Here is a 17,340-nt window from a genome sequence, read left to right on the forward strand (position 1 = left end):
GGTCGCGGCGCACAGGCTGCGCTAGAAGATGCCGCGCGCTTCGACAAGCCGGCGCCGCGCGGGAAGCCCGCCACCGGGTGCGACGCGACGCGACCGCCGCGCCGCACCCGGCACCGATGCTTACTGGAACGCCAGCGCCATCGCGGTCTTGACGCCCGGCAGCGCGCGCACGCGCGCGATCAGGTCGGGCTTCACCTCTTCGTCGACCGAGAGCAGCAGCACCGCCTCGCCCCCCGCCGAACGGCGGCCGAGGTGGAAGGTGCCGATGTTGACCCCCGCCTCGCCCAGCGTGGTGCCGAGCCGGCCGATGAAGCCGGGCGCGTCCTCGTTGACGATGTAGAGCATGTGGCCCGAAAGATCGGCCTCGACCTTGATGCCGAACAGCTCGACAAGGCGCGGCGCGCCGTTGCCGAACAGCGTGCCGGCAACCGAACGATCGCCCGCCTGGGTACCGACCGTGACGCGGACGAGCGTGTGGTAGTCGCCCTCGCGATCGCGCCGCACCTCGCGCACGTCGAGCCCGCGTTCCTTGGCCAGATAGGGCGCGTTGACCATGTTCACCGTGTCCGAATGGACGCGCATCAGCCCGGCGAGCACCGCGCTGGTGATCGGCTTCTGGTTGAGTTCGGCGGCCGCGCCCTCGACCTCGATCGCGATGTTGACCAGTTCGCCGTGCGCAAGCTGGCCGACCAGGCTGCCGAGCGCCTCGGCAAGCGCCATATAGGGCTTGAGCCGCGGCGCTTCCTCGGCCGAGAGGCTGGGCATGTTGAGCGCGTTGGTGACGCCGCCGGTGGTCAGATATTCGGCCATCTGCTCGGCGACCTGGATCGCGACATTGACCTGCGCCTCGGTGGTCGAAGCGCCGAGGTGCGGGGTGGCGACGAAGTTGGGCGTGCCGAACAGCGGATGTTCCTTGGCCGGTTCGGTGACGAACACGTCGAGCGCCGCGCCCGCGATATGGCCCGAATCGAGCCCTTCCTTGAGCGCCGCCTCGTCGATCAGGCCGCCGCGCGCGCAGTTGATGATGCGCACGCCGCGCTTGGTCTTGGCAAGGTTCTCGCGGCTGAGGATGTTGCGCGTCTGGTCGGTCAGCGGGGTGTGGAGCGTGATGAAGTCGGCGCGCAGCAGCAGATCGTCGAGGCTCATCTTTTCGACGCCCATCTCGAGCGCGCGTTCGGGGGTGAGGAAGGGATCATAGGCGATCACCTTCATCTTGAGCCCGCGCGCGCGGTCGGCGACGATCGAGCCGATATTGCCCGCGCCGATCAGGCCGAGCGTCTTGCCGGTGACTTCGACGCCCATGAAGCGGTTCTTTTCCCACTTGCCCGCCTGGGTCGAGGCGTCGGCCTCGGGAAGCTGGCGGGCGAGCGCGAACATCAGCGCGATCGCATGCTCGGCGGTGGTGATCGAGTTGCCGAAGGGCGTGTTCATCACCACCACGCCCTTGGCCGACGCGGCCGGGATGTCGACATTGTCGACGCCGATGCCGGCGCGGCCGATCACCTTGAGGTTGGTCGCGTGCGCGAGGATGTCCTTGGTGACCTTGGTCGAGCTGCGGATGGCGAGGCCGTCATACTGGCCGATGATCGCCTTGAGCTCGTCGGGGGTCTTGCCGGTGATCTCGTCGACCTCGAGCCCGCGCTCGCGGAAGATCTGCGCGGCCTTGGGGTCCATCTTGTCGGAAATCAGTACCTTGGGCATGGGTCGTATCCTTGGATTCTACCGCCGCCCCGGCCGTTGCGCCGGGATCCTGCTGTCGCGGAGACGGTTAGAAGCGGCCCCCTGGCGCAAAGGCCGGGGGCCGAAAATGGGTGAAAATCAGCCGGCCTTGACGGTGGCGTAGGCCCAGTCGAGCCACGGCCCCAGCGCCACGATATCGGCGGTGTCGACCGTCGCGCCGCACCAGATGCGCAGCCCCGCCGGCGCGTCGCGATAGCCAGCGACGTCGAGCGCGGCGCCTTCCTTTTCGAGCAGCGCGGCCATCTTCTTGATGAAGTCGGTATCGGCGCCCTCGACGGTGAGGCACACGCTGGTGCGCGACCGGATCGCGGGATCGGCGGCGAGATGGCCGAGCCAGTCGCGTTCGGCGACGATCGCGTCGAGCGCGGCGGCATTGGCGTCCGAGCGGGCGATCAGCCCCTCGGCGCCGCCCAGCCCCCTGGCCCATTCGAGCGCGAAGATCGCATCCTCGACCGCGAGCATCGACGGGGTGTTGATCGTCTCGCCCTTGAACACGCCTTCGACGAGCTTGCCGCCCTTGGTCAGACGGAACACCTTGGGCAGCGGCCAGGCGGGGGTATAGGTCTCGAGCCGTTCGACCGCGCGCGGGCCGAGGATCAGCACGCCGTGCGCGCCCTCGCCGCCCAGCACCTTCTGCCAGGAGAAGGTGGCGACGTCGATCTTGTCCCAGGGCAGGTCATAGGCGAACACCGCCGAGGTGGCGTCGGCGAAGCTGAGCCCCTCGCGATCGGCGGCGATCCAGTCGCCGTTCGGCACGCGCACGCCCGAAGTGGTGCCGTTCCAGGTGAACAGCACGTCGTTCGACCAGTCGACCGCGGCAAGATCGGCGATCCGGCCGTAATCGGCGCGCAGCACGGTCGGTTCGAGCTTGAGCTGCTTGACCGCATCGGTGACCCAACCTTCACCGAAGCTTTCCCAGGCGAGCGCTGTGACGGGACGTGCGCCCAGCATCGTCCACATCGCCATTTCGAAGGCGCCGGTATCCGAACCGGGCACGATGCCGATGCGGTGCGTGTCCGGCAGGCGGAGCAGCTCGCGCATCAGGTCGATGCAATATTGGAGGCGGGTCTTGCCCAGCTTCGAGCGGTGCGAGCGGCCGAGCGACTCGGTGGCGAGCTTCTCGGGCGACCAGCCCGGAGGCTTGGCGCAGGGACCGGAGGAGAAAAAGGGGCGCGCCGGAAGCGTGGCGGGCTTGGCAGGCGCAAGTGTGGCGCCGGCGGCAGTCGTATCAGTCATATAGACTCTCCTTGCAGAGAGCACGCGCGGCGTTGGGACCGCGTGGCCCGTCGGCCGCTCTAAAGCCGTTTGCGCGCCAGTCAAGCTATAAACTTGCCCGATGCGCCGCCCCTGCGCAGCAATGTTACAGAAGGCCCGCGCCGATCCCGCGATTGCGGTGAACCGCGGGCGCAGGGCGGCGGCGACGGTGGCCGCGACGGGCGACGATCTGCTAGGAGACCGGGCGATGCCGCGTCGTTTTCGCCCCATCGCCTTTCGCGTCCCCGCGCTGCTGTCGCCGATCGCCGCGCTGGCGCTGGCCGGGTGCCTGTTCGGCGGCAGCGACGCGCCGCGCGGTGCGCCGCCGCACCGGCCGCGCGTGCCCGAAAGCCCCGGCTTTCGCCCGCTGACGACGCGCGAGACGCAGCAATGCTATACCGACCTGACGCGCAACGCCGCGGTGTTCGAACCGGTGCCCGATCGCGATTTCGGCAACGGCTGCACGATGCAGGCGTCGGTGCGGCTGCTCGACATCGGCATTCCCGTCACCGGGCTGAAGGCGATGCGCTGCCCGCTGGCACGCGCCTTTACCGGCTGGGTCCATTATGCCGTGGCGCCGGCGGCGCGGCAGATCCTGGGCAGCGACGTCGTCCGCATCGAAAGCTATGGCACCTTTGTCTGCCGCGCGATCGTGGGCGGCGGCGCCGCGACGGCGGGCAAGCTGTCCGAACATGCCGCGGCGAATGCGGTCGATGTCAGCGCGTTCGTGCTGAAGGACGGGCGGCGGGTGCGCATCCTCGACGACTGGCGATCGCCCGATCCGGCCGTGCGCGAGTTCCTGACGGTGATCCACCGTTCGGCGTGCAAGCGGTTCCAGACGGTGCTGAGCCCCGATTACAACGCCGCGCACCGCGATCACCTGCACCTCGACATGGGGCGCGGCCCCTTTTGTCGCTGATTCACGCGCGCGTCATTTGCAGCGCGACGGCATTCGTCCTATTCCGGGCTAAATGAACGATACCCGCGTACCCAGCCGCGTCTTCCGCCCTGCCCAGCAGGAAGCCGAGACCGCCAACACCGCCAGCGGCACGCCCCAGACCGAGCATCCCGCCTATCGACTTGCGTTCCAGGACATGGATTTCCTGTTGCGCGAGGATCTGCGCCCGGTCCGCTTCCAGCTTGAGCTGCTGAAGCCGCAACTGCTGTTCGACGAGGCCAAGATCGCATCGACGCTGGTCGTCTATGGTTCGGCGCGCATCCCCGAGCCGTCGAAGGCGCAGGCGCTGCTCGAGCTTGCCGACACCCCCGAGCAGAAGCGCATCGCCGAACGGCTGATCGAGAAGTCGCATTATTACGACGTCGCACGCCGGCTGGCACAGCTGGCGAGCAGCGTCGCCCCCGACGAGGCGGGCAACCGCCACTTCGTCGTGTGTTCGGGCGGCGGCCCGTCGATCATGGAAGCCGCCAACCGCGGCGCGACCGACATGGGCGCCGAATCGGTGGGGCTCAACATCGTGCTGCCGCACGAACAGGCGCCCAATCCCTATGTGACGCCGTCGCTGTCGATGCAGTTCCACTATTTCGCGCTGCGCAAGATGCATTTCCTGCTGCACGCGCGCGCGGTGGCGGTGTTCCCCGGCGGTTTCGGCACGTTCGACGAGGCGTTCGAGCTGCTGACGCTGATCCAGACGGGCAAGATCGACCCGATTCCGGTGCTGTTCTACGGCAAGGACTTCTGGCAGCGCGTCGTCAATTTCGAAGCGCTGTGCGAGGAAGGCGTGATCGGGCCGCGCGACCTGAAGCTGTTCCGTTTCGTCGAGACCGCCGAAGAGGGATGGGAAATCATCCAGAACTTCTGGCAGGAAAAGGAAGCCGCGCGGGGCTGACCCGGCGGCACGGCCCCGCCCCGGCGCCGCCGCCCGCGTTCAGGCGGCGGCGGTGAGGCCGTGGTGCCGCGCGACATAGTCGCGCAGCGCCGCCTCGGCCATCGGCGGCGCCATCAGATAGCCCTGAAGCTCGAGCGCGCCGAAGGCGTCGAGCGCGCGACGCTGGTCCTCGGTCTCGACGCCTTCGGCGGTGACGGGAATGTGAAGCGCCGCGGCGAGGCTGGTGACGGCGTGGACGATCGCCGCCGATTCGGGATCGGCGAGCGCCTGGATGAAGCTCTTGTCGATCTTGACCTTGTCGATATCGAGCCGCTGGAGATGGCTGAGGCTGGAATAGCCGGTGCCGAAATCGTCGAGGACGATGCGCACGCCATGCCCGCGCAGCCGCTCGAGCACCTCGGGCACGCCGCCGTCATCGGCGAGGAGCGCGCTTTCGGTCACTTCGAGCTGAAGCCGCCGCGCGGGGAAGCCGGTTTCGGCGAGGACCGCGAGGATGCGTTCGACGAGCAGCGGGTTGCGGAGCTGAACCGGCGAGAGGTTGACCGCGAGTTGCAGATCGCCCCAGCGCGCCATCGCGGCGCAGGCATGCCGCAGCACCCATTCGCCGAGCAGGTCGATCTGGCCCGTTTCCTCGGCGATGGGAATGAACTCCGCGGGCGGGAGCGCGCCCAGCCGCGGATGCTGCCAGCGAACCAGTGCCTCGACGCCGATCAGCGCATGATCGGTGCTGGCAAGCTGGGGCTGATAATGCACCGCCAGCCCCTCGCCATGCGCGAGCGCGACGCGCAGATCGGCCTCGATCGCACGCCGGCGGCGCGTTTCGGCGTCGAGTTCGGGCGAGAAGAAGCGATAGCAGGCGCGGCCTTCGCGCTTCGCCTGGTAGAGCGCGACATCGGCGCGGCGCTTGAGTTCGATCCGCGAGACGGGCGTGCGCGGCACCCCGACCACGCCGACCGAAGCGGACACGAAGGCGGACACGCCCTCGACATGGAACGGGCGCCCGGCCGCATCGAGGATGCGCGTACACAGGCGCTCGACATCGCTGCGGCCGTGGAGGCCGCGCACGAACAGCGCGAATTCGTCACCGCCGAGACGCGCCACCGTGTCGCTGGCACGCACGATCGACGTCAGGCGCTCGGCGAAGCGGGCGAGCAGCGCGTCGCCGACCTGGTGGCCGTTGGCGTCGTTGACCGCCTTGAAACGATCGAGGTCGATGAACAGCAGATAATCGCGCCCGGTGCGCGATTCGCGGGCAAGCGCCTGCTCGATCCGTTCGTTGAGCAGCGCGCGGTTGGCGAGGCCCGTCAGATGGTCGTGCAGCGCCAGATAACGATTGTGCGCCACCGCCTCGCGATAGGCGGTGACGTCGGTGATCGTCGTCAGCACATGGGGGACACCGTCGAGGATCACCCGCGCCTTGCGCGTCACGACGGTGCGGCGCGATCCGTCGCCGCGCGTGAGGACTTCCTCGACCTCCTCGGGCTCACCGCTTTCGAGCACACGCCGGTCGGCGCGGAGAAATCCGTCGACCTCGTCCGCCGGGACGAAATCGCTGTCGAAATGACCGACCACCTGCGCACGCGAATGGCCGATGAGCGCACACATGGCGTCATTGGCCATCAGGATGCGATGATCGCTGTCCTTGACGAGGATGGCGCACGGGATGACCTCGATCATCGCCGCCAGATCCGCCAGGCTCATCACCGATCCGGCCGCAACCACGCCAACCTCCCTCTCCACGCGCACCGGGGGGAATGCATCCTTTGGCTAGGGCCGCGGTCGTTCAGGAAGGCTTGCCGGGCGGTTAAGGAGATGTACGGGATCGCCCGCGACCGCGGCCGGCGCAAACGAAAGGGCGGGCCGCGACAGCCAGACTGTCGCGCCCGCCCTTCGGCAACGCCATGAAAGGCACCCCGCTTCGCGGAGGCTCTCGCCCCCGGTCGCGGCGCCGTGCGTTATTTCGACTTGGCCGGCGCGCCGGCAGCGGGCGCGGCCTCGTTCGACAGATTGGCCGTGTCGCCGCCGGCCGCGACATTGGCCTGCGCCCCGGCATCGGCCGCCGGCGCCGCATCGGCGGCCGGAAGCGGCAGGTTCGAGCCCTGGCTGTTCAGATAGGCGATGACGTTCGCGCGATCCTGAGGATTGGCGAGGCCGGCAAAGGTCATCTTGGTCCCCGGCGCATATTTGCGCGGGCTGGTCAGCCACGCATCGAGCGCATCGAAGGTCCAGTCGCCGGGCACCTTCTTGATCGCGTCCGAATAGGCGAAGCCGGCGAGATGGCCGTGCGGCTTGCCGACGACACCCCACAGATTCGGGCCGACGCCCGAAGCACCGCCCTGATTGACGGTGTGGCACGCCGCGCACTGCTTGAACACGTCGGCGCCCTTGGCAGGGTCGGCCTTCGCCAGCCGCGCCCCGATCGGCTCAACCGCAGCCGCAGCCGCGCCACCGGCAGCCGCACCACCGCCTTCCACGGCATATCCCATCTTTTCAGGGGTTTCGGAATGGAAGATCTTGCCGCTGACGACGGTGAACCCGAGCGCCGCGATACCGCCGGCCAAAACCCAGCCAGCGAAAGTAATGAAGCGATTATCCATCACTTGCCCCTACGAAATTTTCCGAGTTGTTTAATTCGGGTGCAGCAACCTCGCAAGGTGGGGTTGCTCCGGGTTGCGGTGCGGAGTAGCGCGCGTGCGCAATGGACAATTTCGCCGCCCCCGCCCGGCCCATCGTTGCCGACCTGATCGCCCGTGCCGAAGCCGAACCCGCCCGCGCCGTCGCCTTTCAGGGCGCACCCGGCGCCAATTCGCACATCGCGGTGGGGCAGGCATGCCCCGGCGCGCTGCCGTTGCCGTGCTTCAGCTTCGAGGATGCGATCGATGCGGTACGCGAGGGGCGCGCCGACCACGCGCTGATCCCGATCGAGAATTCGCTGCACGGCCGCGTCGCCGACATCCATTTCCTGCTGCCCGAATCGGGGCTGGCGATCGTCGGGGAGCATTTCCTGCCGATCCGGTACGGGCTGATGGGCACCGGCTCGCTGGCCGACGTGCGCGAGGCGATGAGCCATCCGCAGGCGCTGGGCCAGTGCCGCCACTGGCTGAAGGACCACGGCATTTCGCCCGTCGCCTATCCCGACACCGCCGGCGCCGCCGCGATGGTGGCGGAGATCGCCGACCCCGGCATCGCCGCGCTCGCCCCGCCGGGCGCCGAGGCACTTTATGGGCTCAACCTGCTCGCCAGCGATCTGGCCGATGCCGACCACAACATGACGCGTTTCGTCCTGCTGGCGCGCGCGCCGCTTGCGCTGCCGGTCGCGGGGCCGTGCATGACCACCTTTGTCTTCGAGGTGAAGAACGTGCCGGCGGCGCTCTACAAGGCGCTGGGCGGGTTTGCGACCAACGGCGTCAACATGACCAAGCTGGAAAGCTATCAGCGCGGGGGCAGCTTTGCCGCCACCGAATTCTATGCCGACATCGTCGGCAGCCCGGGCGACCCGGCGGTCGACCGCGCGCTCGACGAGGCGCGCTTCCATTCGAAGTGGCTCCGCGTGCTCGGCACCTATCCGCAGGCGCGCCCGCGCCCCTGAACGGGCGCGCGGGCGACGCGGACGGCGATCAGTCGCCCGCCGCCCAGGCGGTGAGCAACGTGTGCGCGATCGCGAAGGGCGGCGGTGCGACGAACGGCGCCTCGGCCGAGCCCGCAAGCGCGAGGCGCACCGCGTCGCGGCTGAACCAGCGCGCATCCTCGAGCTCGTGGACGTCGATGCGGATCGCGTCGTCGGCAGCCTCGGCGATGCACGCGATCATCAGCGACGACGGGAACGGCCAGGGCTGGCTGGCGACATAGCGGACGCGCGCGACCCGGACGCCCGCCTCCTCCGTCACTTCGCGCGCGACGGCCTCCTCGATCGATTCGCCGACCTCGAGAAAGCCGGCAAGCGCCGAATAGCGGCCGGCGGGCCAGCTCGGCTGGCGGCCGAGCAGTGCACGCCCGTCATGTTCGGCGATCATGATGACGACCGGATCGACGCGCGGATAATGTTCGGCCTGACAATTCGGGCACTGGCGGCCCCAGCCCGCGCGGAACATCGCGCTGGGCGTGCCGCACACCGCGCAGAAGCCGTGGCGGGCATGCCAGTCGACGAGACTGCGCGCGGCGGCATAGAGCGCCGCTTCCTCGGCCGGCATGCGGTCGAGCATCGCGGCGAGCGTCGGGCTGCGCCCCGCCGCAAAGCGGGCACCCGGCGGCGGCGGCGCGACGAAGCACGGCACGCCGCCGTCGTGGAAGCCGAGGAACAGGAGCGCGGCGGCCGGATCGGCTTCGACCGGCTTCCAGACGAGACGCCCCTGTTCGTCGATCTGCGGATCGAGCCCGTCGAGCACCAGCCGCCGCGCGCGCGGATCGGCGCGGGCGGCGGCGAGCAGTTCGGGTTCATGGCGGACCCGATCGGCGCGATCGAGCGTCGCGCCGGTAAAGCCGGGACGCAGGATCACCGCGTCGCGGCCCCGGCACCGGCGGCAGGAGCCGTCGCGGCAAGATCGGCGTAGACGGTCTGGCCCGCCGCGCGCTTGAACGCCTGGTCGAGCAACAGGTTGATCATGCCGACGGCGCGGACGCGGTGGACGGGGTCGACCCACGCGATCGTGCCCGCCGCGCCGCCCCAGCCATAGGTGCCCTTGCCCGGGCCATTGGGCTTGTCGGCCAGATAGACCGAGCCCGCCGCGCCGAAGCCCATCGGCACGCCGCTGTCGCGCGTGAGGCTTTCGAGGCTGGAACGGTCGACCGTCGGCGGAAGCAGGTCGGACATCGCGAGCCGCACCGTCTCCGGCTTGAGGATGCGGGCGCCGTCAAGCTCGCCGCCGTTGAGCAGCATGTGGAGGAAACGATCATAGTCGCGCGCCGACATCACCAGCCCGGCGCCGCCATAGGGGAAGCTGGGCGGCGTGAGCCAGACCGAGCCCGCGCCGGGATCGACCGGGATGCGGTTGCTGCCCACCATCGCATAGTCGGTTGCGAGCTGCGACGCCTTGGCGGCGGGGACGGTCCAGTAGCTCGACGTCATGCCGAGCGGCGTGAGAATGCGCGTGTTGACGAAACGGTCGAACGGCATGCCGCTCGCCACCTCGATCACGCGGCCGAGCACGTCGAGCCCGATCGAATAGCTCCATTTGGTGCCCGGTTCGGCGATCAGCGGCAGCGTCGCGACGCGGTCTGCGAAAGCCGCGAGGCTTTCGGGGCGCAGCTTGCGATCATTGGCTTCCATCGCGGCGCCGACCTGTGCCGGGTTGATGCCGAGGCGGATATATTCGTTGAGCAGCGGCCCCTTGGTGATGATGTTGTAGCCGAGCCCGGCGGTGTGCGTGAGCAGGTGGCGCACGGTGATCAGGCGCGTCGCGGGGCGCGTCGTCAGATCCTTGTCGGGATCGACGAGCACCTTCATGTCGCGAAAGGCGGGGATGAAGTCCGAGATCGGCTGATCGAGCCGCAGCTTGCCTTCTTCGACCAGGATCATCGCGGCGATGCCGGTGATCGGCTTGGTCATCGAATAGACGCGCCACAGGCTGTCGGCATCGACCGCGCGCGCGGCGGGACCGTCGCCGATCCGGCCCGCACTGACGATCCGCGGCGCGGCGTCGCCGACGCCGATGCTGATGAGCGCACCGGGCACATGCCCTTCCGCCACATAGCGCTCGACCAGCGCCTGGCTCTGCGGCGCGGCGGCAAGCCCGGCAGAAGGGGCCGCATGGCCGGCATGGGCATTGTGCATCGCATGGGCGGCAGGCGCCTGCCCCGTCTGCGTCGTCTGCGTCGTCTGCGTCGTCTGTGCCGTCGCCGGCATCGCGACGAGCGCCGTTGCCACCACCAACGCCGGAACCCCGATCAACCGCTGCATCACATTCTCCCAAATCGTCTGGCCGCCTTGGCAAAAACGGTGGGAAGCCCCGCCGTTCCAAGCGCTTCGATCGGCCACCATTCCCCATCGACGCCGCCTGCATGCCCCTCGATTGTGGCAGCTGCAAGCGCGACCGTAAGATGGAAATGCGTGAAGCCATGCGTCACCGTATCGGGAAGCAGCCGCCAGTCGGCCGCGACCGGCGCGCCGTCGAGCCCGGGCGGCGTTTCGGCCCAGGGGCCGGTGGGGAGCGCGCGCATCCCGCCGAGCAGGCCGCGCGCCGGCCGGCGGACGAGCAGGACGGCGCCGTCGCGTTCGAGCCAGAACATCGTGCCATAGCGTTCGGGACGCGCGGGCTTGGGCGACTTGCGCGGATAGGACTCGGGCGCGCCGAGCGCATGGCCGCGGCAGGCGTCGCGCAGCGGACAGGCGAGGCAATGCGGCGCGCGCGGCGTACAGATCGTGGCGCCCAGGTCCATCATCGCCTGCGCGAAATCGCCCGCGCGCAGATCGGGCGTGATCGAATCGGTGAGCACGCGAATCGCCGGGCGCGCGCCGGGCAGCGGATCGTCGAGCGCGAACAGCCGCGTCACCACCCGCTCGACATTGCCGTCGACGACCACGGCGCGGCGGCCGAAGGCGATCGCGGCGATCGCGGCGGCGGTGTACGCGCCGATCCCCGGCAGCGCACGCAACCCGGCTTCGGTATCGGGCAGCGCCCCGATCCGGGCGACCTCGCGCGCGCAGGCGAGCAGGTTGCGGGCGCGCGCATAATAGCCGAGCCCCGCCCAGGCCGCCATCAGCTCGGCATCGTCGGCAGCGGCCAGCGCTGCGAAATCGGGCCAGCGCGCGGTGAACGCCTCGAAATAGGGAATGACGCTCGCGACCTGCGTCTGCTGAAGCATCACCTCGGACAGCCAGACGCGATAGGGGTCGGTGGCGTTGCTGCCCGGCGGCGCGCGCCAGGGCAGGCGGCGGGCATGCCGGTCATACCATTCGAGAAGCTGGGCGGCGATCGCGCAAGGAACATTGTCGGGCACGCCCCGCCTATGGCATGGACGGGCACCCATGACGAAGCCCCCCCGTACCAGCTCGCGCCGGCCCCGGCCCGAACCGCAGCGATCGAACCGCGTCCGCGCGGTCGCCGACCTGCTGCCCGATGTCGGCCGCGCCGCGTTTCGCAAGTTCGGCTTTGTCCAGCACAGCATCGTCAGCCGGTGGAGCGAGATCGTCGGCGAACGCTATGCGCGCGTGTCGATGCCCGAATCGATCCGCTTTCCCCAGGGGAAGCGGGCCGACGGCGTGCTGCACCTGATCGTTTCGGGCGCACATGCGCCGATGATGCAGCACATCACGCCCGAGATCATGGAGCGGGTGAACCGCTTTTTCGGCTATCCGGCGATCGCGCGGATCGCGATCCGCCATGGCGACGTTCGCCGCGGCGCCCCCGCCGCGCCCCCGCCGCCGCAGCCCGAGCCGCTCCCCGAATCGCTGGGACAGGGGCTGCGCGGGATCGCCGACCCCGAACTGCGCGCGGTGCTGGAGGCGCTGGCCGCCGGCGTCGCCGCCAACGAACCCAAGCCCAAGATCGGACGGATTGACTGATGAAGCTATCGCGCCTTGTCCCCATGCTGATGGTCGCCGCGACGGCCGCCACGGCGGCGACGGCGGCGGTCGCGCTACCGCAAGCACGCCGCGCCGCGCCGCACCGGGCCCCCGCGACGGCCCGGCCCGCGGCGACCAACTGGCTGAACGTCGTGGTGCGGACCCCCGAGGGCGGCTATCGCCAGGGCAATCCGAATGCGCCGGCCAAGCTGGTCGAATATGGATCGCGGACCTGCCCGACCTGCGGCCGCTTCGCGAACGAGGCGATGGAGCCGCTGCGCCGCGAGTTCATCGCGACGGGCAAGGTCAGCTATGAATATCGCGACCTGTTGATCCACGGCGCGCCCGACATGGTGCTGGCGCTGGTCAACCAGTGCGTGCCGACCGCGCGTTTCTTTCCGGTGCTCGACGCCATCTATGCCAACCAGCCGCAGTTCGAGGCGAAGATCGAGGCGCTGGTCAAGGACCAGAAGCGACTGACGGCGTTGCAGGCCAAACCGACCCCGCAGCTGATCGCCGGTTTCGCCGACGCGATGGGCGCCGTCCCCTTTGCCCAGCGGCTGGGGCTCGCGCCGGCCCAGACGCGCAAGTGCCTAGGCGATCCCGCGCTGATCAAGCGGATCGCCCGCGCGAATGCCGCGGCGGTCAACCAGCAGCATGTCCAGAGCACGCCGAGCTTTTTCCTGAACGGCCGCGCGCTGCGCGCCTTTACCTGGGACGCGCTTCAGCCCGAACTGCGCGCCGTCCTCAACTGACCCCTTTTCCGACTGGAGCCTTTGCCATGCGTCTTGCCCTTGCCCTGATTCCCGCGCTTGCCCTGACCGCCTGCGGCGGCGACGGCGGTTCGAACGGATCGGCCCCGGCCGCGTCGAGCGCCCCCGTGGCGGCCGTCGCCCCGCCCGCGGGCAAGCAGTGGGTCGACGTGGTCGAGAAGACCGCCGACGGCTATCGCCAGGGCAATCCCAACGCGCCGATCAAGCTGGTCGAATATGGTTCGCGAAACTGCCCGGCCTGCGGCCAGTTCGGCCAGTTCGGCGCGCCCAAGCTGCGCGAGAAGTACATCGCGACGGGCAAGGTCAGCTATGAGTTCCGCGACTTCCTGATCCACGGCGCGCCCGACTTTGCGGCGGCGCTGCTCAACCAGTGCGTGCCGACCGAGAGCTTCTTCGGCGCGCTCGACCAGTTCTTTGCGCACCAGGGCGAGTTCCTGGACCGCACCGAAAAGCTGGTGAAGGAAAACCAGGCCTTTGTGCAGCAGGTGCAGAGCCAGGCACCGCAGCAGCAGGCGGTCGCCTTTGCCGACGCGCTGGGCTATATCCCCTTCATGCAGCAGATGGGGCTGCCCGAAGCCAAGGCGCGCCAGTGCCTGACCGACCAGAAGGCCGCCGACGCGATCACCAAGGTCAATGCCGATGCGGTCAATGTTCACAAGGTAAGCGGCACGCCGACCTTCTTCATCAACGGCGAAATGGTGCCGAACGCCGCCGGCTGGGAAGCGTTGGAGCCTGCGCTCCAGGCCGCCGGCGCCCGCTGATCCCCGCCTGAGCGCGAAAGGCGCAGGGCACATGCAGATCAAAAGGCTGCGGCTGACGGGGTTCAAGAGCTTCGTCGACCCGGCCGATCTGCGCATCGAGCCGGGGCTGACGGGAATCGTCGGCCCCAATGGCTGCGGCAAATCCAACCTGCTCGAAGCGCTGCGCTGGGCGATGGGCGAGAACAGCGCCAAGTCCATGCGCGGCAACGGCATGGAGGACGTGATCTTTGCGGGCACCGCCGCCCGCCCGGCGCGCGATTTCGCCGAAGTCTCGATCCTGGCCGAACAACCCGCCGCGGCAGGCGACGGCGAGGGCGATGCGACCGAGGATGTCGAGATCGTGCGCCGCATCGAACGCGGCGCCGGTTCGGCCTATCGCATCAACGGGCGCGACGTTCGCGCCAAGGACGTCGCGCTGCTCTTTGCCGATGCGGCGACGGGCGCGCATTCGCCCGCGCTGGTGAGCCAGGGGCGGATCAGCGCGGTGATCGCCGCCAAGCCCGCCGAGCGGCGCGCGATGCTGGAGGAAGCGGCGGGAATCGCCGGACTGCACGTCCGCCGCCGCGACGCCGAGGCACGGCTGCGCGCGACCGAGGCGAACCTGACGCGCCTCGACGAGCTGATCGGCGAACAGGAAAACCGCGCGGCCGCGTTGCGCCGTCAGGCGAGGCAGGCCGAGCGCTATCGCGCGCTGTCGGACCGGGTCCGCACCGCCGAGGCCCGACTGATCTTTGCCCGGTGGCGCGACGCCGCCGAGGCAGCCGAAGCCGCGCGCAAGGAAGCCGCGGCGGCAGAAGCGCTCGTCGCCGAGCGCACCGCGCGCCACGAAGCGGCGGCGACGGCGCAGCAGGCGGCGGCGGGAACGCTGGCGACGTGCCGCGCCGAGGCGCTGCAACTGCGCGACCGCGCGAGCGAGACCGGGCACCGGCTGTCGACGCTGCGCAGCACGCGCCACGGTGTCGAGCGCCGGATTGCCGAACTGGCCGAGGCGCAGCGCCGGCTGGAAGAGGATCGTGCGCGCGAAGGGGCCCTGGCGCGCGACGCGGCAGAGGCACTGGCCCGGCTGGCCGAGGAAGGCGCCATGCTCGAGCGGCGGATCGCCGAGGCGAGCGCGCGGATGCCGATGCTCGACGCCGCACTGGGCGATGCCGAACGCGCCGCGCGCGACGCCGAGGTGGCGCTAGCGCAGGCGCTGGCGGCACAGGCTGCCGAAGCCGCCGAAGCACGCGTCGCCGAGGCGGCACTGGCGGCCGCGCGGACGCGCGCCGATCGAGCGGCACGCGACGAAGCGCGCGTGGAAGCCGATCTGCGCGCACTGGGCAGCGTCGAACCGCTCAACGACGCGCGCCGCGCGGCGAACGACGCGCGTGCGGCGGCTCTCGGCCAGATCGAAGCGGCGCGCGCTGGCCTCACCGAGTGCGAGAGCGCCGAACGCGCGGCGATCGCGGCCCGCGACGGCGCGCAGTCGGCACGCGCCGCCGCGCACGCCGAACTGGCACAGATCGACAGCGAGATGGCGGTGCTCGCCAAGGCGACCCAGACGACGGGCAAGGACCGGCTGCTCGACCGGGTCCGCGCCGCCCCAGGTTATGAACGCGCGCTCGCGGCGGCACTGGGCGACGATCTGGAAGCCGGGCTCGATGCCGGCGGCGAGCGTTATTGGGCCGGCGCCGCGCCCGAGCCGGACGACCCCGCCGCCCCCGCCGGAACCGTTTCGCTGGCGGCGCACGTCACCGCCCCTGCGGCACTCGCGCGGCGGCTGGCGCAGATTTTCGTCGCCGAAACCGATGACGGACGACCGCTTGCCGTGGGACAGCGGCTGGTGACGCCGATGGGCGTGCTGCGCCGATGGGACGGCTATGTTGCGCGATCGGGCGGGGCCGCGGCGGCCGAACGGCTGGAACGACTCAATCGCCTCGCCGCGCTGGAGGCGACACGCCCGGCAGCGGCGACCGCCGTTACCGCCGCCGACGCGGCGCTGCACGAGATCGACGCCACGATCGGCAGCGCGCGGAGCCGCGCCGCCGAACATCGCCGACAACTGGGGCTCGCCGAAGTCGCGGCACGCGAGGCGGCGCGCGCCGAGGATCGCGCGACGGCACAGATCGAGCGGCTGGAGGCACAGCGCGCCGACCTGGAGGCGCGTCGTGCCCGCAGCGCCGCCGAGCGCGACGAGGCGCAGGCCGAGGTGGCGCGCGCCGAGGCAGCGAAGGCCGCGCTCCCGGACGGCAGCGCGACCCGTGACCGCGTGGCGGCGCTGTCACGCGATGCCGAGATGCGCCGGGGCACGGTCGCGAGCGCACGGGCCGACCGCAGCGCGCTTGACCGCGAGATGGCCCAGGCACGCGAGCGGCAGGCGGCGGCGGCGGCAGAGATGCGCAGCTGGAAATCGCGCGCGGGCGATGCCGCCAAACGCGGCGCGGAAATGGACAAGCGCGCCGCGCAGCTCGCCGAGGATGCCGCCGCGCTGGCCGGGCGCCCGGCGCGGCTCGCGGCTGAAATCGCCGAAGCCGAGGGTGCCGCCGAGGCGGCGCGAGTCGCATCGCAACAGGCGCAGGCCGCCGAGCGCGAGGCCGAAGCGGCGCTGCACGCGACCGAAGGCGCGGTGCGCGCCGCGAGCGAGGCGCTGGCCGAAGCCCGTGAGGCGCGAGCCGGCGCCAGCGCCCGGGCCGAAAGCCAGGATCTGCGCCGCGTCGAGATGGGACGGCTTTCGGGCGAGCGCTTCGAATGTCCGCCGCCGCTGCTGCCCGTGCGCGCCGGGTTCGAGGCCGAGACGGTGGACACACCCGCCGTCGAATCGGCCGCGCATGACCGGCTGGTGGCGGAGCGCGAGCGGATCGGGCCGGTCAACCTCGTCGCCGAAACCGAACTCGCCGAAATCGAGGCCGCGTTTGCGGACAATGCGCGCGAACGCGACGAGCTTGCCCAGGCGGTCAACCGGCTGCGCGGGTCGATCGGGACGCTCAACCGCGAGGGGCGCCAGCGGTTGCTCGCCGCGTTCGAGGCCGTCGACCAGCACTTCCGGCGGCTGTTCAGCACGCTGTTCAACGGCGGCCAGGCCCATCTGGAACTGGTCGATTCGGACGACCCGCTCGAGGCGGGGCTGGAGATCATGGCGCAGCCGCCGGGCAAGCGGCTGCAGTCGCTGACGCTGCTGTCGGGCGGCGAGCAGGCACTGACCGCGGTTGCGCTGATCTTTTCGCTGTTCCTGACCAAGCCGTCGCCGATCTGCGTGCTCGACGAGGTGGATGCGCCGCTCGACGACGCGAATGTCGACCGGTTCTGCGACCTGCTCGAACGCATGACGCGCGAAACGCAGACGCGCTACCTGATCGTCACGCACAACGCCGCGACGATGAGCCGGATGCACCGGCTGTTCGGCGTGACGATGGTCGAGCGCGGCGTCAGCCGGCTGGTATCGGTCGACCTGGGCGGTGCCGAGCGGCTGCTGGCGGCCGAATAGG

The 17,340-nt window shown here is 70.2% G+C and carries 14 protein-coding genes; 7 read left to right on the forward strand and 7 right to left on the reverse strand.

The window, feature by feature from the left end; translation table 11 throughout:
• Nucleotides 1-120 precede the first annotated feature (120 nt).
• Complete coding sequence (serA, locus tag ACT3CF_RS12365) at nt 121-1,701, reverse strand: phosphoglycerate dehydrogenase (RefSeq protein WP_478423178.1); 1,581 nt, start codon at nt 1,699-1,701, stop codon at nt 121-123.
• Nucleotides 1,702-1,818: 117 nt separating this feature from the next.
• On the reverse strand, nt 1,819-2,976 hold the full coding sequence (locus tag ACT3CF_RS12370) for a phosphoserine transaminase (RefSeq protein ID WP_478423179.1): 1,158 nt from the start codon (nt 2,974-2,976) through the stop codon (nt 1,819-1,821).
• A 226-nt stretch (nt 2,977-3,202) separates the two neighbouring features.
• On the opposite strand from ACT3CF_RS12370, the gene ACT3CF_RS12375 reads away from it, so the two are divergent.
• Together ACT3CF_RS12375 and ACT3CF_RS12380 are read left to right on the forward strand one after the other, a co-directional pair.
• Nucleotides 3,203-3,913 (forward strand): extensin family protein, encoded by a 711-nt coding sequence (locus ACT3CF_RS12375; RefSeq protein ID WP_478423181.1) that lies wholly within the window; start codon nt 3,203-3,205, stop codon nt 3,911-3,913.
• Between the two features lie 52 nt (nt 3,914-3,965).
• Nucleotides 3,966-4,841: an LOG family protein gene (locus ACT3CF_RS12380; protein ID WP_478423183.1), complete on the forward strand. Its 876-nt coding sequence runs from the start codon at nt 3,966-3,968 to the stop codon at nt 4,839-4,841.
• A gap of 39 nt (nt 4,842-4,880) precedes the next feature.
• Here ACT3CF_RS12380 and ACT3CF_RS12385 read toward each other — a convergent pair whose 3' ends face one another.
• Together ACT3CF_RS12385 and ACT3CF_RS12390 are read right to left on the reverse strand one after the other, a co-directional pair.
• A complete protein-coding gene (locus ACT3CF_RS12385) occupies nt 4,881-6,563 on the reverse strand; it encodes a putative bifunctional diguanylate cyclase/phosphodiesterase (protein WP_478423185.1) in 1,683 nt (560 codons plus the stop codon).
• A 233-nt stretch (nt 6,564-6,796) separates the two neighbouring features.
• Nucleotides 6,797-7,438, reverse strand: a complete 642-nt coding sequence (locus ACT3CF_RS12390) for a c-type cytochrome (RefSeq protein WP_478423187.1) — start codon at nt 7,436-7,438, stop codon at nt 6,797-6,799.
• Nucleotides 7,439-7,539: 101 nt separating this feature from the next.
• On the opposite strand from ACT3CF_RS12390, the gene ACT3CF_RS12395 reads away from it, so the two are divergent.
• Entirely contained in the window at nt 7,540-8,430 is an 891-nt protein-coding gene (locus ACT3CF_RS12395; protein ID WP_478423188.1) for a prephenate dehydratase, read from the forward strand.
• A 28-nt stretch (nt 8,431-8,458) separates the two neighbouring features.
• On the opposite strand, the gene nudC is transcribed toward ACT3CF_RS12395, so the two are convergent.
• From nudC to ACT3CF_RS12410, 3 genes are read right to left on the reverse strand one after another with little or no spacing between them, the layout of a single operon-like run.
• A complete protein-coding gene (nudC, locus tag ACT3CF_RS12400; RefSeq protein ID WP_478423489.1) occupies nt 8,459-9,334 on the reverse strand; it encodes an NAD(+) diphosphatase in 876 nt (291 codons plus the stop codon).
• On the reverse strand, nt 9,334-10,737 hold the full coding sequence (locus tag ACT3CF_RS12405) for a serine hydrolase domain-containing protein (RefSeq protein ID WP_478423189.1): 1,404 nt from the start codon (nt 10,735-10,737) through the stop codon (nt 9,334-9,336). Before ACT3CF_RS12405 ends, nudC begins: the two co-directional genes overlap by 1 nt.
• Nucleotides 10,737-11,777, reverse strand: coding sequence for an A/G-specific adenine glycosylase (locus ACT3CF_RS12410; RefSeq protein ID WP_478423191.1), 1,041 nt, complete (start codon nt 11,775-11,777; stop codon nt 10,737-10,739). Before ACT3CF_RS12410 ends, ACT3CF_RS12405 begins: the two co-directional genes overlap by 1 nt.
• Nucleotides 11,778-11,805: 28 nt before the next feature.
• Here ACT3CF_RS12410 and ACT3CF_RS12415 point away from each other — a divergent pair, with 28 nt between their 5' ends.
• The 4 genes from ACT3CF_RS12415 to smc are packed head-to-tail and all read left to right on the forward strand — an operon-like array spanning nt 11,806 to nt 17,339.
• A complete protein-coding gene (locus ACT3CF_RS12415) occupies nt 11,806-12,342 on the forward strand; it encodes a DUF721 domain-containing protein (protein ID WP_478423193.1) in 537 nt (178 codons plus the stop codon).
• Nucleotides 12,342-13,097 carry a thioredoxin domain-containing protein gene (locus tag ACT3CF_RS12420; RefSeq protein ID WP_478423195.1) on the forward strand — a complete coding sequence of 252 codons (756 nt, stop codon included), beginning with the start codon at nt 12,342-12,344 and terminating at the stop codon, nt 13,095-13,097. Before ACT3CF_RS12415 ends, ACT3CF_RS12420 begins: the two co-directional genes overlap by 1 nt.
• 26 nt (nt 13,098-13,123) lie before the next feature.
• Nucleotides 13,124-13,876, forward strand: a complete 753-nt coding sequence (locus ACT3CF_RS12425) for a DsbA family protein (RefSeq protein WP_478423197.1) — start codon at nt 13,124-13,126, stop codon at nt 13,874-13,876.
• 31 nt (nt 13,877-13,907) lie between these two features.
• Nucleotides 13,908-17,339 (forward strand): chromosome segregation protein SMC, encoded by a 3,432-nt coding sequence (smc, locus tag ACT3CF_RS12430; protein WP_478423198.1) that lies wholly within the window; start codon nt 13,908-13,910, stop codon nt 17,337-17,339.
• Nucleotide 17,340 lies beyond the last annotated feature (1 nt).

The organism is Sphingomonas chlorellae (genome assembly GCF_056485145.1).